Source organism: Verrucomicrobium sp. BvORR034, from assembly GCF_000739635.1.
Classification (GTDB): Bacteria; Verrucomicrobiota; Verrucomicrobiia; order Verrucomicrobiales; family Verrucomicrobiaceae; genus Verrucomicrobium.
The window spans coordinates 1-21,645 of sequence record NZ_BATQ01000145.1 but is presented as its reverse complement, the minus strand read 5'-3'; the positions used below and the strand labels follow the sequence as shown (position 1 = coordinate 21,645).

17 protein-coding genes are annotated in these 21,645 nt (G+C 61.4%); 9 read left to right on the top strand and 8 right to left on the bottom strand.

Annotated elements, in window-relative coordinates:
- Positions 1 to 47 precede the first annotated feature (47 nt).
- Positions 48 to 1,265: a hypothetical protein gene (locus BV034_RS25565; RefSeq protein ID WP_050029796.1), complete on the bottom strand. Its 1,218-nt coding sequence runs from the start codon at positions 1,263 to 1,265 to the stop codon at positions 48 to 50.
- Between the two features lie 73 nt (positions 1,266 to 1,338).
- Between BV034_RS25565 and BV034_RS25560 the strand changes: the two genes are divergently transcribed.
- Entirely contained in the window at positions 1,339 to 2,403 is a 1,065-nt protein-coding gene (locus BV034_RS25560; RefSeq protein ID WP_050029795.1) for a transposase, read from the top strand.
- A 54-nt stretch (positions 2,404 to 2,457) separates the two neighbouring features.
- Here the strand turns inward: BV034_RS25560 and prfA are convergent, their stop codons facing one another.
- Together prfA and rpmE are read right to left on the bottom strand one after the other, a co-directional pair.
- Positions 2,458 to 3,534 (bottom strand): peptide chain release factor 1, encoded by a 1,077-nt coding sequence (prfA, locus tag BV034_RS25555; protein ID WP_050029794.1) that lies wholly within the window; start codon positions 3,532 to 3,534, stop codon positions 2,458 to 2,460.
- A 232-nt stretch (positions 3,535 to 3,766) separates the two neighbouring features.
- Positions 3,767 to 4,012, bottom strand: coding sequence for a 50S ribosomal protein L31 (gene rpmE / locus BV034_RS25550; RefSeq protein ID WP_050029793.1), 246 nt, complete (start codon positions 4,010 to 4,012; stop codon positions 3,767 to 3,769).
- Positions 4,013 to 4,222: 210 nt separating this feature from the next.
- Here rpmE and BV034_RS25545 point away from each other — a divergent pair, with 210 nt between their 5' ends.
- Complete coding sequence (locus BV034_RS25545) at positions 4,223 to 7,300, top strand: PSD1 and planctomycete cytochrome C domain-containing protein (RefSeq protein ID WP_050029792.1); 3,078 nt, start codon at positions 4,223 to 4,225, stop codon at positions 7,298 to 7,300.
- Positions 7,301 to 7,321: 21 nt separating this feature from the next.
- On the top strand, positions 7,322 to 8,824 hold the full coding sequence (locus tag BV034_RS25540) for a DUF1501 domain-containing protein (protein ID WP_050029791.1): 1,503 nt from the start codon (positions 7,322 to 7,324) through the stop codon (positions 8,822 to 8,824).
- Between the two features lie 171 nt (positions 8,825 to 8,995).
- On the opposite strand, the gene BV034_RS25535 is transcribed toward BV034_RS25540, so the two are convergent.
- The 4 genes from BV034_RS25535 to BV034_RS25520 all read right to left on the bottom strand — a co-directional run bounded on the left by BV034_RS25535 (position 8,996) and on the right by BV034_RS25520 (position 15,364).
- Positions 8,996 to 10,708 carry a S16 family serine protease gene (locus tag BV034_RS25535; protein WP_265593465.1) on the bottom strand — a complete coding sequence of 571 codons (1,713 nt, stop codon included), beginning with the start codon at positions 10,706 to 10,708 and terminating at the stop codon, positions 8,996 to 8,998.
- Positions 10,709 to 11,356: 648 nt separating this feature from the next.
- Entirely contained in the window at positions 11,357 to 12,067 is a 711-nt protein-coding gene (locus BV034_RS25530) for a hypothetical protein (RefSeq protein WP_050029789.1), read from the bottom strand.
- Between the two features lie 56 nt (positions 12,068 to 12,123).
- Entirely contained in the window at positions 12,124 to 12,771 is a 648-nt protein-coding gene (locus BV034_RS25525) for a helix-turn-helix domain-containing protein (protein ID WP_050029788.1), read from the bottom strand.
- Positions 12,772 to 12,820: 49 nt separating this feature from the next.
- Complete coding sequence (locus BV034_RS25520) at positions 12,821 to 15,364, bottom strand: DNA translocase FtsK (RefSeq protein ID WP_050029787.1); 2,544 nt, start codon at positions 15,362 to 15,364, stop codon at positions 12,821 to 12,823.
- Between the two features lie 196 nt (positions 15,365 to 15,560).
- On the opposite strand from BV034_RS25520, the gene BV034_RS25515 reads away from it, so the two are divergent.
- The 5 genes from BV034_RS25515 to BV034_RS25500 all read left to right on the top strand — a co-directional run bounded on the left by BV034_RS25515 (position 15,561) and on the right by BV034_RS25500 (position 19,113).
- Positions 15,561 to 16,532, top strand: a complete 972-nt coding sequence (locus BV034_RS25515) for a type I phosphomannose isomerase catalytic subunit (protein ID WP_050029786.1) — start codon at positions 15,561 to 15,563, stop codon at positions 16,530 to 16,532.
- Between the two features lie 142 nt (positions 16,533 to 16,674).
- Entirely contained in the window at positions 16,675 to 17,121 is a 447-nt protein-coding gene (locus BV034_RS25510) for a c-type cytochrome domain-containing protein (RefSeq protein WP_050029785.1), read from the top strand.
- A gap of 184 nt (positions 17,122 to 17,305) precedes the next feature.
- A complete protein-coding gene (locus BV034_RS35190) occupies positions 17,306 to 17,464 on the top strand; it encodes a small basic protein (RefSeq protein ID WP_009960041.1) in 159 nt (52 codons plus the stop codon).
- A 9-nt stretch (positions 17,465 to 17,473) separates the two neighbouring features.
- The gene (locus tag BV034_RS25505) at positions 17,474 to 18,571 is read left to right on the top strand and encodes a pseudouridine synthase (RefSeq protein ID WP_081888108.1); all 1,098 of its coding nucleotides are present in this window, start codon (positions 17,474 to 17,476) and stop codon (positions 18,569 to 18,571) included.
- 41 nt (positions 18,572 to 18,612) lie between these two features.
- Positions 18,613 to 19,113, top strand: a complete 501-nt coding sequence (locus BV034_RS25500; protein WP_050029783.1) for a hypothetical protein — start codon at positions 18,613 to 18,615, stop codon at positions 19,111 to 19,113.
- A gap of 522 nt (positions 19,114 to 19,635) precedes the next feature.
- Here BV034_RS25500 and pdxA read toward each other — a convergent pair.
- Positions 19,636 to 20,673, bottom strand: coding sequence for a 4-hydroxythreonine-4-phosphate dehydrogenase PdxA (pdxA, locus tag BV034_RS25495; protein WP_050029782.1), 1,038 nt, complete (start codon positions 20,671 to 20,673; stop codon positions 19,636 to 19,638).
- A gap of 114 nt (positions 20,674 to 20,787) precedes the next feature.
- Here pdxA and BV034_RS25490 point away from each other — a divergent pair, with 114 nt between their 5' ends.
- Positions 20,788 to 21,276, top strand: coding sequence for a GNAT family N-acetyltransferase (locus tag BV034_RS25490; RefSeq protein ID WP_050029781.1), 489 nt, complete (start codon positions 20,788 to 20,790; stop codon positions 21,274 to 21,276).
- Positions 21,277 to 21,645 lie beyond the last annotated feature (369 nt).

Here is a 21,645-nt window from a genome sequence, read left to right as displayed (position 1 = left end):
GCGTTTTTGTAACGGCAGCCCCAGCAAAGCGCAAGCCCGATGCGGCGTCAGCTTTCGGTTTCAGGATCAGGGATGCGCGTGAAGGCGATTCGCATGGGGGTGTACTCCAAGGCTCCCAGAGCGCCGCCAAAGCACACGGTGTTCTGGCCGTAGCGTTTGTTGATGGCATCCATCAGGCCGCAGAGTTGCTGCTGCCGTTTGTCAAAGTCCAGCAGGCTCGGAGTGACCTTGGTGGCCGGGGCAAGGCCGGAGAGATTGACGCCGGTGGCCTTCGGCTCCAAGCCCGGCCGACGAGGACGTCGATCCCAGAGCACTTCGAAAGCTTCCAACAGGCGGAAAGTGTCCTGCGTATCACAAAAGGAGATGTCGGAGGACCAGGTGGGGCTGTTGGTGTATTTGATAAAGAGTTCCAGGCGGCAGGTGAAGTGGTCCATTTTCCTTAGGCGCATCGCCGCTTTCTGAAGAAGGCGGCAGCCCACGGCGTGCGTGCCAAGATCGTTCCGCAGCCGCGTGGGAAGAACGTGGGAATGGCCGATGACGCGGCGTTGGGTGGGCGGGAGTTCGGTCACCTCGCCGCGCAGCCAGTGCCAGAGGTGGACTCCGCCAATGCCGCCCCAGACGTGATGAAGGGTCTCGCGAGTCGCGGAGGTCAGCTGCGCCACGGTACGGATGCCGTGGGAGATCAGGCGGGTTTCCATTTTCTGGCCGATGCCACAGAAGTCCCGGAGCTTTAGCTTGTGCAGACAGTGGGGGAGATCCGCCTGCTCGATCATGAAGAGGCCATCCGGCTTGCCCATATCCGAGGCGAGCTTTGCCAGGAAGCGATTCGGAGCGATGCCGATCGAGTAGGTGAGCCAGTCGCCCACCTGGCTGGTGAGCGTGGCCTTGAGCGAGCGCGCAAAGGATTCGGCCAGCGTGCGATTGGTCACAGACTTGGGCAGGAGGCACCAGGCCTCATCGATGGACATGACCTCCGCCACCTGGATGCGAGACTCCAGGGCGGTGACGAATCGCTGGTGATACTCGGTGTAGAGGCGGGGCCGGGATTCCACAAAGACGATGTCCGGGCACAACTGCCGGGCATCCCGCACGCGTGTGCCCGTCTTCACCCCAAACCGGCGGGCCTCCTTGCTCGCGGCAATGCAAGACGTGGACTCCGACTTGACCGGCACCACTCCCACCGGCCTTCCCCGCAGGCGTGGATCGAGCTGCTGCTCCACCGAGGCAAAGAAGCTGTCCAGATCAAGAATCAGGTCCGGTCCCATGCGAAAGAATACTGTTCGCACGAACAATTAAAATTGCATTTGCATCAATAAAGTGTCTGTCCCTTTATGTGGTATGCGGCAATCTCGTTTGAAGGCTCCGAAGGAATGGCCGGTGGCTTACTACCACTGTGTGTCGAGGGTGGTGGATCGCCGGTTCGTGTTCGAGAAGGAGGAAAAGCGTAGGTTCGTCGAGTTGATGCGCTTTTATGAGCGGTTCTGCCAGGTGCGGGTGGTGACGTTCTGCGTCATGTCGAACCACTTTCATATCTTGCTGGAGGTACCGCAGCGTCCGCAGGTGATGCCGTCGGAGGAGTGGCTGATCGAGCACATCAAGAGGTGCTTCGGCGAGGCGATGGCAGGGGTGGTCGCGGAGCAAATCCGTCAGTTTCGTCAGGTGGGGGCTGATATCGCGGCGACGGAGGTGATCCAGGGCTGGTTTTCCCGCATGTGGGATGTGAGCCAGTTCATGAAGACGCTGAAGCAGCGCTTCACACAGTGGTTCAACAAGCACCATGAGCGCCGGGGGACCCTGTGGGAGGACCGATACAAGAGCACCATGGTGGAGGGAGGGCCTGCGGCACTGGGCATCATGGCGGCTTACATTGACCTGAATCCCGTGCGGGCGCGTTTGGTGAAGGACCCCAAGGACTACCCATGGAGTGGATACGGCGCGGCGGTGGCAGGCGTAGGGAGGGCAGAGCGGGGGCTGTCGATCGTGGCGAACTGCCTGGCCCAGCGCGAATTGCGGCCTGCGGAGGCTTTGGCCTTTTACCGGCAGATGCTCTATGTCGCAGGAAATGCAGGTGATGATCTCAGCATTCAGCTTCGCAAGGAAGCAGGGGCAAAGAAAGCGGGCCTCCACAATGACGAAGTGACCAAAGTGCATGCCCAAGGCGGGAAACTCACGCTGCAGGAGATGCTGCGCTGCCGGGTGCGCTACTTCACCGCAGGTGCGGCGGTGGGGAGTCGCGAGTTTGTGAATGCCGTGTTTGATTCTGACCGCCGCCGTTTTGGGGCGACGCGCATCGAAGGGGCTCGCCCGATGCGAGGGGCGGATTTCATGGGGCTATGCAGCCTGCGTGACCTGCAAAAGCACGTGATCACTCATCCTGCGGACACGGATGAAAGCGTCAGCTAAAGCCTGGGTGCTGCGCCGGAGCATTGAAGGGGCGGTAGCCCCAGATCTACTGGCTTACGCCAACCCCGCCTCGGCAAGCCGATCGAGGATCTCGCTGGCCTGGAGCTTGTCCACCAAGTCGCCGATGCGACCTTCCACGAACATGTCCAGATTGTAGAGCGTCACATCGATCCGGTGATCGGTGATGCGGTTCTGCGGGTAGTTGTAGGTGCGGATCTTCTCTTCGCGACCGCCGCCGCCAATGAGGGCTTTGCGGTGGGCGGAGTACTTGGCGGCCTCTTCCAGCTGCTTCTTTTCCAGCAGGCGGGACCGCATGATGGTGATCGCCTTTTCCTTGTTCTTGAGCTGGCTGCGGCCGTCCTGACAGCGGACGATCATGCCGGTGGGAAGGTGCATCACCTGCACGGCGGAGTCAGTGGTGTTCACCCCCTGGCCGCCGTGACCGCTGGCGCGGCAGACTTCAATGCGGAGCTCGTCTGGCTTGAGTTGCAGGTCCACTTCCTCGGCCTCTGGCAGCACGGCCACCGTGGCGGCAGAGGTGTGAATGCGGCCCTGAGCCTCGGTGGCGGGCACGCGCTGCACGCGGTGCACGCCGCTCTCATACTTCAAGGTGCGGAAGACGTCCTCGCCACTGACCTTGAACACGACTTCCTTGTAACCGCCTGCGTCTGAAGGGCTGGCTTCCATGGACTCGATCTTCCAGCCGCGTTCCTCCGCATAGCGGTTGTACATGCGGTAGAGGTCGCCGGCAAAAATGGCTGCTTCGTCCCCACCGGTGCCGGCGCGGATTTCCATGATGACATCGCGACCTTCCAGGGGATCAGGAGGCAGGATGTGCCGCTGGACTTCGCTCTCCAGTTCCACCAGACGGGATTGCAGCGTTGGCAGTTCTTCCTCGGCCAAGGCAGCCAGCTCTGCGTCGCCGGACTTCGCCAGTTCCTGGTTGTCTGCGATCTGCTGCTCCGTGCGCTGGTACTCGGTCCAGGCTTTGAGGAGGGCCTCCAGCGAGCGATGCTCCCGAAGAAAATCCCCTGCCTTGCGGTTGTCGTCGTAGAAATTGGGGTGGCCCATCATCTCTTCCAACTCAGAGAAGCGGTCCTTCTTCTTTTCGATGATCGAGGAATAGTCCATGGCAGGAAGGGGAAAGGGAAGAGCTGGGAGCTGAGAACAGGGATTCGAGGGCTGAGCCGGGGTCAAAGTCGAATCCGGATCCGGTGGTCGGGGAGAAACCCAACTGGCTGACAAAAGAACTTACGGCAGCCGAAGCTGCGAAAACAACGAGACAAGCGCACGAGAAACAAAAAACGGTGACGCGCCAACGAGGGCGCGATCACCGTTTTTCTGAAATACAAAGATGCCGTCGCTAGGCCGTAGGTGCAGTAGCCTTGGGCTTGGTGCGGCGGGTAGCGGTGGTCGAACCGTAACGCTGGGCGAACTTGTCAACGCGGCCAGCGGTGTCCACGAAGCGCTGCTCACCGGTGAAGAACGGGTGGCACTGTGCGCAAATACCGATGCGGAGGTTTTTCACCGTGGAGAGCGTATGATAGACCGCTCCACAAGTACAGGTGATCGTGGTTTCGTGAGTTTCGGGATGAATTTCCTTTTTCATGGCAGGGATCGAATGTTATGGGGCATTCGGGGCCGCGCGTTGGCGCGGAAAGGGAAGCGACTGTACACATCTTACCATCTGGGTCAAGTTTATTTCCCCGTCTGCGGAATGTGCCGGGAAACGGTGAGATTGTCATTCGGATGCAAAACACGCCGTCTCAGGCCGTTGTACGCGTGATTGCGCCACGCGATCGTTTCCCAAAACTGTGTCATGTCCGGCCTCCGCCCACCCCTGACCCACCTCGCCCTGCTGGGACTGGGGGCGTTTTTCCCCCTCCACACGGGTTGGGTAGCCGGAGCGACACCTGATTTCGACCGGGATGTGCGTCCGATTCTCGCGGAGCACTGCCTGGAGTGCCACAGTCTGGACAAGGCGAAGGGCGGACTCGCGCTGACCACGAAGGTCGATGCCATCAAGGTGCTCAAGAGCGGGCACGCTGGCATTGTCCCGGGCGATGCAGCCGCCAGTGCGGTGATAGTCCGCGTTGAGACCCGGAAGATGGACGAGCGGATGCCGCCCGAGGATCGCAAGCCGCTTACCGCTGCCCAGACGGCCACGCTGCGGGATTGGGTCGCCTCAGGGGCCGACTGGCCTGCGCACTGGGCCTACCGCCCCCTGGCTCACCCCACGCTGCCGCCAACGCGGGACACTCAGTGGCCTCGGGGTGAAATTGACCGCTTCGTTCTGGCAAAATTGGAAAGCGCTGGTATTCAGCCCTCCCCGGAGGCCAGTCGGCCCACACTGATTCGTCGGGTGCATTTTGACCTTCTGGGCCTGCCGCCCTCCCCTCAGGAGGTGGAGATCTTCGTCAATGATGCCTCACCCGATGCCTATGAGAAGATGGTGGATGCCGCCCTGGCCTCCCAGCACTTCGGCGAGCGATGGGGGCGCCACTGGCTGGACATGGCCCGCTATGCGGACAGTGACGGGTATGAGAAAGACCGCCCGCGACCTGATGCCTGGCGGTATCGCGACTGGGTGATCCAGGCAGTCAATGACGATCTGCCGTTCGACCGCTTCACCATCGAACAGCTGGCGGGGGACCTGCTTCCAGCGGCAGGACCTGAGCAGGTGCTGGCCACCGCCTTTCACCGGCAGACGCTGACGAACACCGAAGGCGGCACCGATCAAGAACAGTTCCGAGTCGAGGCTGTGTTTGATCGAACCGAGACGACAGGTTCCGTCTGGCTGGGGCTCAGTGTTGGGTGCGCCCGCTGCCATTCGCACAAGTACGACCAGATCTCGCATCAGGAGTACTTCCAGCTTTACGCCTTCTTCAACAACGGCGACGAGGCGACCCGGCAGGTCACTACCTCCCAGCGTGCCTGGGAGGAGTATGAGAAACAACATGGCGCAGACGCCGCCAAGCTGGGTGCGCTGCAAAAGCGGCTGGATGAAGCGCGGGCTGATCTGCGCGGCCGGCTCGGAGCCTGGGAAAAACCGCTGCAGGAGCGGCTGGCTGCTGCCCGGCAGCATCCGGCCAAGGCACGGTATGAACCCCTGGAGGTGGCGGAAATTCGCTCGTCAGGGAAGCAGACCACCTTCACCCGCCAGGAGGATGGCTCCTGGTTGGCCGGTGGCGGGCAATCGAAACAAGAGGTCTATGAAATCACTGTGAACTCCTGGCGCGAGCCTCTCGTGGCCCTGCAGCTGGAGGTGTTGCCTGACCAGTCCCTGCCAGGCGGTGGACCCGGACGGGCCGGGAAGGGGAACTTCGTGCTGAGCGAGCTCAAGGTTTCCCTGGGGCGGGATGCGGCCTCCGCCGTGCCGGTGGCATTGCACTCTGCCGTGGCGGATTTTGAGCAAAAGAGCTTCACTGCCAAAGCCGTGGTGGATGGGGACCGCGAGACGGGATGGTCTGTGCAGCCCCAGTTTGGCAAGGCGCACCAGCTGACGGTCCAGTTTGAGGCGCCGGTCAAACCGGGTCCGGGAATGAAGCTGTTCGTCAGTCTCGATCAGGCCTACAAAAGCGGAAACCACAACATTGGCCGGCTTCGGCTCCTGGGAAGCACTGTGCTGACGGAGGAGTCTGTTGTGCCCTCAGACGTCTTGCGGGTGCTGAATGAAGAGCCGCTCCGTCGCAACGATGTGGTGATCAAGCCGCTTCTGGACTGGGTGGAAAAGCGCGATCCGGAAACTCGAGCTGCGGCCGACGCTCTGGAGGCAGCCCGTGGACGGCTGCCGAAGCCCCCGCTCATGGATGTACGGGTCATCGCCCAACGTGCGCAGGAGCCCCGGACCACGCATCGCCTGCACCGTGGTGATTTCCTCAGTCCCGCGGAGACGGTTTCTCCGGGCGGCCTCACCGTGCTGCCTGCCCTGACTGGGCGGAGTCAGAACGGCACGCTGCCAGACCGCCTGGATCTGGCAAAGTGGCTCGTCAGTCCTGACAACCCGCTGACCCCGAGGGTGACGGTGAATCACATCTGGGCGCGCCTTTTTGGCGAGGGTCTGGTGCGAACCGTCAACGACTTCGGGGTGCGCGGTGAGCGCCCGTCTCATCCGGAACTGCTGGACTGGCTGGCGCAGGATTTTGTGGGGCGGCAAGGCTGGAGCCGCAAGCGCCTCATCAAGACCATCGTGATGTCTGCCACCTACCGTCAGTCCAGCGCGCACCGGTCGGAGCTGGTGGAAGTTGATCCCTTGAACCGCCTTCTGCATCGCCAGAACCGTCTGCGGGTGGAGGCGGAGATTGTGCGGGATCTTCATCTGGCCGCCAGCGGACTGCTGAGTGCCAAGGTGGGCGGTCCCAGCGTCTATCCGCCCCTGCCGCCGAACATCGCGGAGCTGAGCTATGCCAACAACTTCAAGTGGGCCACCAGCAGCGGGGAAGATCGCTATCGGCGTGGGATGTACACCTTCTTCAAACGGACTGCGCCGCATCCCGACCTGACGACCTTTGACTGTCCGGATGCCAACACGACCAACGTGAAACGCACGGTGAGCAACACCCCGCTGCAGGCGCTCACGACACTCAATGCTGGCACCTTTGCGGATGCGGCCAAGGGGCTGGCTGCCCGGGTGCTGAAGGAGTCACCCGTCGGGGATGCCGCGGGGCTGGATCGTCTGCTCGTCATCAGCCTCTCCCGCCATGGCAGCAGCGGTGAGCTGGCGTCGCTGCAGGGCCTGCTGGATGATTCCCGCCACTGGTATCGCGCCCACCCGGAAGAAGCTTCCAAGTTCACTGCCGGGTTCGAGGTGTCATCAATTTCCCCTGGGGAGCTCGCCGCTTGGGCTGCCACGGCGCGCATCGTGCTGAACCTGGACGAATTCATCACCCGCGAGTAATCCGCAATCTCAAACGCCACGATGAACGTCATGCACCCCCTTGCTGCCCAGACCCGCCGGGAGTTTTTGACCACCACTGCCAGTGGCCTGGGCATGATGGCGCTGGGATCGATGCTCACGCAGGAGGGCCTGCTGGTTCCAGCCAGCGCCTCTTCAGGAGCAGGGGGCGCCGAGGCGTTGGATCCGCTGGCCCCGCGTCTGCCGCACTTCCCGGCCCGGGCCAAGAACTGCATTTGCATCTTCATGGAAGGGGCTCCCAGCCAGATGGATCTCTTTGATCCGAAGCCCAAGCTCAATGAGCTGCATGGCCAGCCGCTGCCAGACAGCATGACGAAGAATGTGCGGTTCGCTTTCATCAAGAAGGAGACGGCCCGCCTGCTGGGCAGTCCCCGCACCTTCAACAAATATGGCGAGTGCGGCATGGAGTTCAGTGACCTCCTGCCTCATCTGGCGACCTGTGCCGATGACCTGCTCATGGTCCGCTCCATGCACACCGACCAGTTTAATCACCATCCGGGCCAGCTGCTGCTGCACAGCGGGCGTGCCACATTCGGCCTGCCCACCATGGGTTCGTGGTTAAACTATGGCCTGGGCAGCGAGTCTCGGAACCTGCCAGGCTACGTGGTGTTGACGGCAGGCAGAGGGACCAGCGGCGGAGCCTCTCTGTGGCAGAGCGGTTTCCTTCCCAGTCACTATGCTGGGGTGCTCTTTCGCAACCAGGGGGAGCCGGTTCTCAACTTGCAGAATCCCGAGGGCTTGCCCCCCGAGCTGCAACGTCGCGGGCTCGACGCACTGATGGAACTCAACCAGTCGCGGTTTGACCAGTTCCAGGATCCTGAAATTCGCAGCCGGATCGCGGCCTATGAGCTGGCATTCCGCATGCAGAGCGCCGCACCTGAATTGATTGATTTGAAAGGGGAGACGGCGCAGACCTTGGAAATGTACGGGGTGAACCGCAAAGACATGGACGTGAAGGCCTCCCGCGCCGGAGGACCGGGCCAGTATCGCAGTTTTGCCTCGAACTGCCTGGTGGCCCGCCGTCTGGTGGAGCGCGGAGTGCGGTTTGTCAGCATCATGCACGCTTCCTGGGACCATCATTCCAATCTGAACCCGGAGCTGGCCTTCAACTCAGGCATGGCGGACCAGCCCATTGCTGCCCTGATCAAAGATCTCAAGGACCGGGGGCTGCTGGATTCGACCATGGTCATTTGGTGCAGCGAGTTCGGCCGCACCCCGCTCGGTGAGAACCGCGGGGGCAATCCCAATGTCACAGGGCGGGATCATCATCCCTTTGCCTTCACCATGCTCATGGCAGGCGGTGGCATCAAAGGTGGTCAGACCTACGGCGAGACGGATGAGATTGGCTGGAGCATCACGAAAGATCCGGTGCACATCAATGACTTCCACGCCACGTTGCTGCATCTCTTTGGCCTCGATCACCTGAAGCTCACGCATCGGTTCCAGGGCCGGGACTTCCGGCTGACCGATGTGGGCGGGAGGGTGATTCCGGAGTGGATCGCGTGAAGAGCAACAGATCCCGGATTGATTGTAGAAGAGCCGTCTCTGCTCTTGGGTTAGGTGGGTGGAGCGGGAGCAAGAACTGGGACGGTTCTTGTAGAGTGGCCGATGTCCGAGAGAGGAAGGTAGAAGAGCCGTCTCGGCTCTTGGGGATGCTGGGTAGAAGGATCGCCGCCCCTACCGCAACACCTCTTCCATGAACTCGCTGTTGCCCTCAAGCTTCTTGGCCTCGGCGTTGATGCGTGAACCGGCGGCTTTGAACTGCTCGATCACTTGCGGAGGTGCGGAGCGCCGGGTGATCATCTGGTCGGCCAGGCTGGCCCAGGTGATCCAGGCATCCACATAGGGCTGTACCCGGTTGTCCACCATGCCGCGCAGGCGCTGCAGGCGGTTGCGGGAGACACTCAGCTTGCCACTGTCGAGCGAGCTGGTGGCGCTCAAATCGGTGTCTGTCGCCTCCCGTATGGCGGCCACCGCTTGATCCACGGCCTCCAGGGAACCGGAGGCGCTGAACTGGCCGGGGAGACGGCTCTCTGCCATGGCCAGGAGCAGGCGGGCGGAGACGTGATTGGGTGCTGCGGTCACCACTCGAGCCAGCCCTTCGCGAATAGCGGGCGTGCTGAGCAGTCCGGGACTGGACTTGATCCTCTCGCTCACGGCGGCAAAGGCGGTGATGGCCTCGGCCAGTGCCGGTGCCCGGTCGGTGCGCGCCAGAGCGAGGGCCTCATTGAAGGTGTCCACGCTGAAGAGCTGCAGTCCCACAAAGGGCGCGGCACCCTCGCCGACCGCGAGATCCAGTGCGCTGGTGCGGTTCTTCTGCGGAATGGCGGCGATCTTTTGCCCGCCTTTGGTCGCTCCACGGAGTTTGGCGATCACCCCACCAATGGGTTGCACCGAGCCATCGGCGTTAAGGTCGCCGGTGACGCTAAAGCCCGGGTCCAACTCCACACCGGTGATGAGAGATTCCACCAGCAGGGCGCAGGCCACCGCGGCGGAAGGCCCATCTTTGGGTGAGTACTTGTCCTCAAAGAAGATCTCCATCTTCTGGCCACGGGGCCAGCCGTCATGACGGAGGGTGTGGTACTTGGAAACTTCCTGCAAGGCCTTGCCCATGCTCTCTCCCACTTCCTGGTTGAAGCCGATGCTTGAGGGATCGTTCTTCTCCATCTTGAGGGCGGTGATGGAAAGCTTGGAGATTTTGCCCGCATAGCGGGAGTCTCCAAGAGGTACGACGAGCAGACCGCCCACGGAGGAGAGGCGTTTTTTGATGCCGACTGCGCCGGCCCCCGCCACCGATGAGGTGTTGATGGTGGATGAGAGATTGGGAGCTTCGATTCTGCCGCTGTCTGTTCCCCAACCCGAGAACCAGCGATAAGACTTCATGTTGGGATCAATGATCGCGAGGCTGCGATTCCAGGGATTGTTCCACTCACACTCCACCAACCCGGGACCGGGGAAGCTGTACCTGGCTTTGTCTTTGTCAGAATTCCAGCGCAGATACCCATCTTCGCCAAACCAGACCTTGTTGTCGCTTCGCAACGTGCGGGCCTTCATCCATTCCTCGAACTCGGGCCGCGTCATGCGTGTTTCCAGGGGCCTCGGGAAACGGCGCCCTATCAGTCGCATGGGGAACTTTTCGCCCCCACTTTCCAACGTAGCTGTCTGGAGGTCCTCGTTGACCGTAATCATACGAGGGAACTTTCGCCCGGCCGCATCACGGTACGATAGGATGTTGCCCTTAGTGGTAGTGTAGCCTAGACACTTCTGTTTCGCGGTGCCCTTCTCTTCTGTCCAGATCTGACTGGTGGCGGTCACAAACCAGTGCGTCTTGACCTTGCCTTCGGCTTCGTACTCCCACTCGGTTCCCACAACCCACTGAGCGAATTCCACGTCACTCAGTAGCGACAACCGTTTGGGGAGAGCGTTGATTTGCTCCTGGTTAAGCGGGCCTGTGGGGGATTGGGCGAGGGCCTTTGGAGTTAAACCTCCCCAAGTCGCGGAAATGACTGCCAGGGAAAGAGTGAGTACAGGGTAAAGTGGAATCCGGAGAGGCATGGCGAGGTCACCGTTGATTTTTCTGCTATCCTCTTGAAAAAATGACCTTGGCTCAAGCCTTTCTTTTTGGGCGGGGGAGTGGTGGGGGTGCTGGGGAAGGGATGCCGATCCGGGAATGCCTCCATAGTGGGTCATGGAGGCGTTGATGGTGCTGGGGAGGATGCGGATGGCATTGGCCTCCACACCTGATGTTCCATCAAAATGTCTTCCCAAGGTAGCCTCGCTCGAAGCTCGACAACCTTGGGCTGTGTTAGATATCCCCTGCGGGGATAAAATGCCGGGGGACAGCTCCGGGTAGTTTGGGGAGCGCACGCATCCTGCGTGCTGTTCTCGGCATCTTGCCGGGAATGTCAGTGAACGTGTGATCGTAGGGACGCGTCCCGAGCGTCCCACCTGCATCCATCAAAACGGAATGCAAGATTATCCTGGCTCTAGATCTGACTGGGGTTACTCACCTCGCCAGCGGGCCTGCCCCAAAGTTGTCTACGCCGTACGCCGTGGCACCGTCAGCCGTGCGATCACATCTGCCTCGTTGCGCCAGGCGTTGTAGGCTTTCATCTGGCTTTGCATGTGTTTCTCAATCCAGCGGGCGATGTCTTGGGCGGCGATGACGAGCTCAGGACGTGACTGTGGGAATCGTTCCGAAGCGTCTCTCAGGAGGGAGAGAGCGGGCTCGGTGGCAAGGTTGGCTCCCAGAACCCGAAAACGCAGCATGGCGGAAGCCGCGGTGTCAGGCAGTTCGGGGGTGCGGTGCAGTTCGTCCAGGGCCTGGGAGGGCATTCCCAGCTCGAGATAGCCTTCGATGACACCGGCGATGGCCTGGCTTTCATCCAGGGGCTCAGGCTTGTCCTTGAGGATCACCCCTTGAAGTCGCTGGGTAATGGCCTTGGGGAGCTGCCCCTTCTGAGCGGTGGCGGTACCCGCTTCGTCCTCGTTGGTGACCATGTACACCCAGCCGTCGCCCTCTTTGTTCAGCCGCCATTGATTATAGGTCATCACAATGACCAGGCCGATGATCGCCACGGTGGTCTCCAGGATGAAGGGCGTGGCGAAGATCGAGAACAGCATCGCCACCGCATCGCGAGTGACTTCGCGTGCGGAGGGACTGTAGATCAGAAGTGCAGTGAACCCTGCCACGCTCAGGAGCGTCCAGAGCCAGGGCCAGAGATGTCGCGTTGCGGTGGGGGATGACATGGCGTTTGAGGCGGAGCCAATCTGCCCCGCATCCACTAATATATAAGCCTCTTGCGCTACTTGACCAGTTCGGCTTTTACCACCGGTGGGTCAGGGCCCACGGGGATTGCCTTTGGGGGGCTCACTGACGGTGGCGGCACTTGGGGGGCCTGCGTGATCGCCCGGCGAATCTCACCCGCCTTGGGGTGGCTGGAAGCGGACAGATCGAGGGTGTCAGCCGTTGCGGGGGCAGGAGGGGGCGCTTCCCGATTCTGCTGGAAGGCTTGGGCGACCAAATAGGAAGCACCTAAAAGGAGTGTGATGGCGCAGGCGATGGCCATGGCCTTGAGTTCGCGCCCCAAGGGGTCTCTCGCCACAATGGCCTTGCCGGGGAGGCGGCCCGGGGTGGAGGTGCGGCGACGCGCAAAGGCGGAGGGTAACACCCACTCCGGAGTCCGCCGTAACCAGGGGAGGCCCGACTTGGGTTCTGGGGGCCGCGGAGGTGCCAGCCGGGCCAATGCCTCGCCAGCATCGACCTCCAGACGGGCCGCGTAGGCCTTTAGAAACATTCTGACGTACGCGACGCCGCCAAAGGTCGTGTACTCGTCGTTTTCCAGATCCCTGAGACGGGATGCCGGGATGCGGGTCTCATGGGCCAGATCGGCCAACGTGAGGTATTGGAGTTCCCGCGCCCTGCGAAGCTGCTGACCGAGAGTGGGAGACATGGGAGGTGGAGGTTCCCTTTTGTTACGCTCGACGAGGCGCGATTGGCGGTCAGAGTTCCACAAGAATTTCGCGGGGCTTGGCCCCTTCTCCTGGTCCAATGATCCCACGCTCCTCCAAAATATCCATCATGCGGGCGGCCCGGGTGTAGCCGAGGCGCAAACGACGCTGAATGAGGCTGGTGGAGGCCTTCTTCTCAGTGCTGATGACATCCAGCACCTTCTCGAGAATGGCCTCATCCTCAGGGGTGACTTCCTCCCCGCCTTCGCCGTCCATTTCGTCAAAGCTGTCTGCCAGGGTGGCCTCGAAGACCGGTTTGCCCTGGGCGCAGGCGTGATCCACGAGGTCGTGCAGCTCGTCGTCGGTCACCATGGTGCCCTGGGCACGGATGAGCTGGCTGGTGCCGGGCGGGAGGTAGAGCATATCCCCTTTGCCCACGAGGCGGTCGGCCCCTTTGCGGTCCAGAATGACGCGGCTGTCGAGCGCCGAAGCCACCTGGAAGGCAATTCGGGAGGGAACGTTGGCCTTGATGATGCCGGTGACCACATCAGCGCGGGGCGTCTGGGTGGCCAGAATGAGGTGAATGCCGGCCGCGCGGGCCTTCTGGGCGATACGGGCGATGGCCACCTCAATATCGGCGGGGGCCGTCTGCATGAGGTCCGCCAGCTCGTCCACAATCACCACGATGTAGGGCATGGAGTCCGGGATCTCGAGCTCAGGCTCCTTGCGCTTGGGCGGCTCGGAGCTGCCCGCCCATACGGAGGCGTCCGTGGTGTCGGTGCGAAAATCCGGCTCCTCCTCCATGGGATCGTAGTCGTCCGGCAGGACAGGGGCGGCAGCGGGAACGGGCACCGCTTTGGCCTTGTTACCGGCGCCGACGCGTGAAGTGATGCGGGGAGAGGACTTGCGATTGTTGAAGGTCTCGAAGTTGCGGCATCCTTCCTGGGCGAAGATCTGGTACCGCTTTTCCATCTCGTTCACCACCCAGCGCAGGGCGAGGAGGGCCTGCTTGGGATCGGTCACCACGGGCAGGGCGAGGTGGGGCAGGTCTTTGTAGCCCTGCATTTCCACGACCTTCGGGTCGATCATGATGAACCGGAGCTCATCCGGCGCGAACCGGCAGAGGAGGCTGGTGATGATGCTGTTGATGCAGACGGACTTCCCTGAACCGGTGGCCCCGGCGACGAGGAGGTGCGGCATGGTCGCCAGATCGGCGATGATGGCCTTGCCGTACACGTCCTTGCCCAGTGCGAGCGGGAGCTTGGCCTTGCCCTTCTGGAACTCATCGTCCTCCAGCAGTTCGCGGATGGGCACCACGATCTTGTCGCGGTTGGGGAGCTCGATGCCCACGGTGTCCTTGCCAGGGATGGGGGCCAGGATGTTGAGCCGTTCCGCCTTCGTGGCCCGGGCGATGTCGGCCTCCAGGTTGGCGATGCGGCTGACGCGCAGGCCTTCGCTGGGATACACCTCATAGCGCGTAATGGCAGGTCCCTTGGTGATGTCACCCGGGGTGACATTGATCCCAAAGGTGGAAAGGGTCTTGATGATGTTGCTCTGGGTCTCGCGGAGGATGGCCTCGTCCGCAGGGGTGCGAGCCTTCACTTCCGGCCACTGCAGCAGGTCCAGCGGCGGCACGGAGTAGCCCTTGTAGCGGGCCGTGAGGCTGGCAGGCTTGGCAAAGAGCGCCCGTTCATCCTTCTGAGCCTGCCGCTTCTGCCACACCTCAGCGAGCTGCGGCTTGGCTTTGGGCTCTTTCGGGAAAGAGGAGTCGATGATCTTCGGCAGAGGATGCACTTCCGGCAGTTCCAGCTGTGTGGCGGGGCCGGAGGGGAACTCCGTCTCTTCCTCGTCGTCCAGCATCGCAGCGGCGGCAGCTTTCTTGCGCCCTCTGGTCTTGGCAGGCGGTGGTGCGCTGAGGGGCAGGATGGCTTCTTCCTCCGCCTCCAGGCGACGGCGCTGGCGCTCGGTCCACCAGTTCACGAACGCACGACCCGCCATGTCCTTGCCCTGTACCAGGACCTGCACGGGGTGCATCCCGGTGACAAAGATCATCCCCACAAGGTAAATCACCCCCATCACGAGCAGGGAGCCCACTTCGCCCAAAATGCCGAGCAGCAGAATGCCCGCTACCACGTGGCCGAGCCCGCCGCCCGCGCCGTAGGGCGTGACGCGGTGATTGTCCCACTCCCAGAAGTTCTGGAGGTACAGGATGCCCGCTCCACAGACGATCATGAGGCAGAAGCCCACCCAGGACCGGAGGGTGATCTTGGTATGGGAGGCCAGCTTGCAGACGCCAAACCAAGTGAGGCAGGCGGGGATGATGTAGTTGGCACCACCAAACATCCAAAAGGTGTAGCCCGCCATCACCGCCCCCAGGCGGCCGATGAGGTTGTGCGCCATCGGTGTGGCAGTGTCACTCAGTGCCAGGTGGCACCAGGTCGGGAGATCAGCGGGATCGTAGGAGACCAACGCCAGGAAGTAGAAAAGCGCCGCGACGATGAAGAGAAAACCCACCGTCACATGCCATGTGGGGCTCTCAGCGGGCGGCTCAGTGGATCGGCTGCGGGTCTGGCGCTGAGGGGTGCGGGCGGACATGGGCGGGGCAGGGGACCAGGAAAGCAGCGGTTCCGGTGAAAATTAGCGCTGAATTCTAAACGATCAACCTTAGTGGAATTTTCGGAGTTATTCAAGGGGGGAGCTGAAACGAGTTGAAACTAGATGGTGGATGCTTGGCAAAATGAGACGGGGGAAGTGGGTTGACCCCTCCCGCAGACCCCGTTAACCGTATCTGATGATCGCGTCCCATGAACTTTCAGTGCTTCAGTTTGCACCGATTTACCAAGAGCGGGTTTGGGGCGGTCGGAATCTGGAGCGGCTGTATGGGCGCAAGTTGCCCGCCGATAGCACGCCGTATGGCGAAAGCTGGGAGATCTGTGACCGGGCGGAGGCTCAAAGCGTGGTGTCTGCAGGGCCACTGCAGGGCTGGAGCCTGCACGATCTCTGGACGCAGGCCCGCAATGAGGTGTTCGGTTTTGCCTACGCTGGGCATCCCGCGCCACGGTTCCCTCTCCTGATCAAGATCCTGGACGCCCAGGAGGATCTCTCCATGCAGGTGCACCCTGATGATGTTTCCGCCACCGGGGTTGGGGGCGAAGCCAAGAGCGAAGCGTGGTACGTGACCTGTGCCGAGCCGGAGGCCAAGCTGTACGCTGGGTTGCGCCCGGGCACCACGCCGGAGACATTCCGTCAGGCCATGGTGGACGGTTCCGTCGCCGAGCACGCAGAGTCCTTAAAGGTCGCACCCGGAGACTGCCTGGCGGTGCCCGGCGGTACACTGCACGCCATCGGCGCCGGGGTCGTGATTTTTGAGATCCAGCAGAACAGCGACACGACCTACCGGGTGTTTGACTGGAATCGCGTAGGCCTGGATGGCAAGCCTCGAGCCTTGCATCAGGAGGAGGCGATGAAAGTGCTGCACTTCGATGCCGAGCCTCCCACCTTGCTGAAACCTCAAGGGGGCCGCCTGCTGGACTGGCCCTACTTTAAGATCGACCGGTGGGAGATGACCAAGTTCGAAGGGCGCTCCGTGGCCCGCCAATCTCGTTTCAAGATCGGGGCCGTGGTGGAGGGCGAGATCTCCTGGCGCAAAGGGATGAGCATGAGGGCTGGGGATTTCTTCCTGGTGCCGGCCTGCCTTGGGGACAAGCAACGGCAATTCAAGTGCACCAGTGCGCGGGCGACGTTGTTGTGGATTTCCCTCTGAGCGGATGGTTCCACCCTGCACAAGCGGAAACACAGGGGATGCCGGGGCTTCATGAATTTGTCCGGGATTGTTGTTGAGTAGCCCTCTTTTGCTTGACCGGGTTGGTACTGCGTGATGAATTTCGGGGAACACTTGATTTTCCATGAAGAAACCAGCCATTATCTTGTTCGCCGCCAGTGCTTTTGGCGGGCTCGCCCTGCTTGCCCAGACTCCTGCCGCCCCCGCCGGTGGGAAGGTGGACTTCGAGAAGGAGATCTTCCCGATCTTCAAGACGAAGTGCCTGAAGTGCCATGAAACCGAGCACACGGATGCCACGGGCAAGCTGAAGAAGCCCAAGGGTGGTCTGGTGATGGACACGGTGGAAGGCCTGAAGAAGGGCGGCAAGGAGTCCGGCGAGAAGACTCTGGTCGCAGGCAAGGCCGCTGAAAGCGAGCTCTACAAACTGACGACCCTTCCCTCGAGCGATGAAATGGCCATGCCCCCGGAAGGCAAGGCGGATCCCCTGACCGACGCTGAGAAAGAACTGCTGAAAAAGTGGATCGACCAGGGTGCTGATTTCGGAGCCTGGAAGGCTGCTCCTGCCAAGTAGTCTCTGAAGGACTCCAGGTATTTTTTTGACTGCCCGGCACCCGGAAACGGAGCCGGGCAGTTCTTTTTGGATTCCCGGGATCCGTGAAAGAAAACCAGTATTCGGATCACAAATGCCTTGCGCCTGCCCCGCACCGGGTTAATCTCCCGACCCTCTTTTTAACGGCAAAACCTTTTACTCAGCCATGTCCCAGCATCGTAGTCTCAAGTCTTCCGGTGGTTCCGTCGGCACCAAGCGCAGCGTCCTTAAGCGCGGCGAACGCATCAAGCTGATGAAAGCTCGTGGCCAGTGGAATGAAGGTCGCAGCCTTTACAACTTGCCCAAGACCAAGCCGGAAGCTTAATCCCGCCGAGTGCGTCTTAATCGCTATCTCAGTTCCTGCGGTCTTGGTTCGCGTCGAGGCTGCGAGCAGTTGGTTCGCGATGGCAGAGTCATCCTGAACGGGAAGATCTGCACCAATTTGTCCACCACGGTCACGGACTCCGATGACGTCGTGGTGGATGGAAACAAGGTCCGCCCTCACAAAGGGGTCGTGATTGTTCTGCACAAGCCCAGAGGTCTGGTGTGCAGCCGCCGGGACGAACGAGACCGGGACACGATTTACAGCCTTCTTCCAGAGAAGTTTCACACCCTGCATCACGTAGGGCGTCTGGACAAGGAGAGCGAAGGCCTCCTGCTCATGACCAACCGCGGGGAAGTATCCCAGCGGCTTCTGCACCCCAGCCAGGGCGTGGAGAAGGAGTACGAAGTGATCCTTGAGACCCGCTTCGACCCTGAGAACCTGACCCGGCTCACCAAGGGATTTCACACCGAAGACGGTTATGCCAAGGCAGAACGCGCCTGGATGATCGGCGACTACAAGATAGGCATGGTGCTGAAGCAAGGGCTGAAGCGCCAGATCCGCATGATGCTCTATTTCCTCGGCTACGAGGTGAAGCGTCTCGTGCGAGTGCGCATCGGCAACCTTGCCATCAAAGGCATCCTCGAAGGCAACTGGAAGGAACTGAGTGACAAGGATGTGGACAAGATGCTCCTCAATCCGCTGGCCAAAGACCGGCCGAAGATGAGCAAGCCGAAAACGGCATCCGTTCGCAAAAGCCTGGAGATTCACCGTCAGAAGGAAGCCAAGCGCAGCAGCCGAAAGACCGGTGCGCGGAAGCGGACTGGCGGCTCGAGCCCAGCCTCTGGGTCGGGTGCGAGTAGCAGCTTCGGCGGCGAGCGCGGCCAAAGTGGTGGCGAAGGCGCTGCCCGTGGCCCTCGTGGCGGGAGTATCCGTGGTCGCGATCGCGACAGCGGTTCCAAAGGTTCCAGGGGTCCCAAGAGTGAAAGCGGCCCTAGAAGTGGCAGCAATCCCAGGGGTGGCCGCGACGCTGACAGCGGTGGTCGTGGTGGCAAGAGCGGTGGCACCGGTCCGACCGGACGGCGTCGTCCGCCTCGGCGTGAGGCCTGATTTTTTTCCGGCAGACTTGTCGGAAATGGGCATGTTGTTGCATGAGTTCCGTCGTGCCCTTTGATGCCCTGTGGAAGCGGGTGACTGCAGAATGCGCGCCCAAATGGATGTCGGTGCATGGGCCGGATCATTGGCGACGCGTGGAGCGAAATGCGCTGATTCTTACCACCCAGACCGGGGCAGATGTCGATGTCGTGCGGCTGTTTGCATTGTTCCACGATTCCCAGCGGGTGGATGATGGATTTGATCTGGAGCACGGCCCCCGGGCGGCGGTGTACGTTCGCAGTCTGTGGGGTTCTGCGTTTGAGCTTTCGGACGAGGCCTTTGAGAAGCTGGAGTATGCCTGTGAATGGCATACTACGGGATTGCATCATGCGGATCCCACGATCGCGACCTGCTGGGACGCGGACCGCCTGGATCTGGGGCGTGTCAGCATCATCCCCAATGAGAAATACATGAGCACGGCATTTGGGAAGGAAATTGCCCGGTACGGCTCGTTGCAGCCGTGGGCGCATCTGGCACCGCCGATTTTTGGGCCGTAGCCCCGAGTTCCGCAGTTGCAAGTGACCGTTTTCACAACGGCGGGGGCTGGCGGGTTGCCACCTCAGCCGTCCCCGAGCGAAGCCCAGATGCTACTGCTGGTGATGGCTGCTGCGTGCCTCCTGAGAAGAAAGTCCGGGGGTTTCTACCGGGAGCGGATCATCTTCCGCTCAAGAGATCTTAAATATGAGAAATGAGAATCACTCCATAACACCATCAACACCCTATTTCCTAGTTACATCAAATAAACCCCCCTCTTCTTCATAGTGAAGTGTCCAAAAGGGTGTTGATGGTGTTATGGAAGGGGGCATTTTGGAGGGATCCTGACGGCATTTTCTCGAAGTTGAGAATTCACTGGTGGGAGGGGTTGGGCAGCGCTCGCATCTGGAACGGGCGCGTACTGAACGGCTGAGGACAGCCGAACTACTTGCTGCTGCCACTGCGGCGTAGTCCGGTTGTGCCAACCGGCTGTGGGAGCGGAGGGATGTCGCGCGTTGGGCGATTGACCGTGATGAGGTCTGCGATCACTCTGCCCGGCCTGGCGTCGAGCCTTGTGTCACTCTTTGGCCGCTCAATTTCACCGCCAGCTTCACCGCGTGACTCATGCTGCCCGGGTTGGCCTTGCCCTGCCAGGCGATGTCCAGCGCGGTGCCGTGGTCCACGCTGGTGCGGATGACGGGCAGGCCCAGGGTGGTGTTCACGGCGTTGTCGAAGGCCAGTGCCTTAACCGGAATGTGGCCCTGATCGTGATACATGCAGACGAAGGCGTCGGTGCTGCGGCGTTTCCAGGGCAGGAAGGCGGTATCAGGAGGCAACGGTCCTTCGACGTCCAGTCCTTGGGCGCGGGCGGCCTCAATGGCGGGAATGATGATCCGTTCTTCCTCGCGGTTGCCAAAGAGTCCGTGTTCACCGGCATGAGGATTAAGGCCGCAGACCACGATCTTCGGGGCGCGACCCCGAATCTTTTGCAGCGCTTCGGCAGTGAGTTCAATCACCTCCAAGATTCGCTTCTGGGTGAGCAGCGCGGGCACCTCCGCATAACCGCAGTGCACGGTGACGAAGGTGCAGGTTATTTCCTCGGAGTACTGCATCATGCACCACCGGTCGGACGCGGTGCGGGAGGCGAAGATTTCCGTGTGCCCGGGAAAGTGGATGCCGGCCATGTGCATGGCTTCCTTGTTTAGCGGGCCCGTGGCCACGGCGGCCACTTCACCAGCCAGGGCGGCATCGATGGCGAGGTTCACATAGGCATAGGCGGCAGTTCCAGTGTGAGCGCCGATGACGCCAGGTGTCACCGAGGAAGGGGCCACTTCGCCGAGGTCCAGGATGGCGGGAGTCTCCAATGTGGTGTGCGCTTGTGACCACGCATCCCTCGGGATCAATCTGGGCGGGAGAGGAAATCCCGTGGCCTTGGAAACCCTTTCCAAAATGGCAGCACTGCCAAAGATAACCGGAGAGCACTGGGCGGTGACTTCCTCATTGGCGAGCAGTTGCAGGCTGACCTCCGGACCGACGCCGGCGGGGTCGCCCATGGTGATGGCGATGATGGGTTTTCTGGGCATGAACGGGAATGCGGCAGGCACTAGTACACCCCATGGCTGGGGGCGCGCAAGGGCGGCCCATGCTGCTCCTTGTCAGAGGGGGGAATCTGCGTCAGGCTGCCGCCACCTCCTCCTATGCCCACTCTGAGACTTGCCCGGCGTGAAGACCTCGGTGCCATCAACGACATCTACAACCACTACGTGCTGCACTCCACGTGCACCTACCAGACTGAGCCCTCCACGCTGGAAGAGCGGCAGGCCTGGTTTGAGGTGCATGGCGCGCGTCATCCGGTGACCGTGCTGGAGGAAGAGGGCCGGATCATTGGCTGGGGCGCCTTGAACAAATTTCACCCCCGGGCAGCGTATGGGCATACGGTGGAAAATTCTGTCTATCTGCATCACGAGCGGCAGGGGCGAGGGTTGGGGAGTGTGTTGCTGGCAGACTTGATGGACCGGGCGGCGCAACTGGGACATCACGTGGTGATCGCGGTCATCGATGCCAGCCAGGCTCCCAGTGTCGGATTGCATGCCAAGTTCGGCTTTTTGCAGTGCGGCCATTTCCGGGAGGTCGGGTTCAAGTTTGGCCAGTGGCTGGATGTGGTTTACATGCAGAAGCTGATTTAGGTGAGGGAGCGGGAGCGGGGGGCTGGAGTGATGGAGTGATGGAGTGATGGAGTGGGCTTCTGGGGCGCTTGGGGAGCGCACGCATCTTGCGTGCTGTTCTCGGCATCTTGCCGGGAACGTCAGGCAGCGCACGACATCACCTCCGATTGACCTGGAGGTGTTGAGGGCGGTGGGGAGAAAGTGGATGCTGCCGGCTTTCCCACCTGACCGTCCTCCGCGTCGGTCCCCAAGGTTGACTCGCTTAGGGCTCGTCCAACCTTGGGCTGTGCTACGGATCCCATACTGGGATCAACTTCGGTCTGAGGCGGGCACCTCCAGGTGGGTTGCCAAGGAACCGGCTCTGGCTAGTCAGCCTCAGTCCCAAACTAA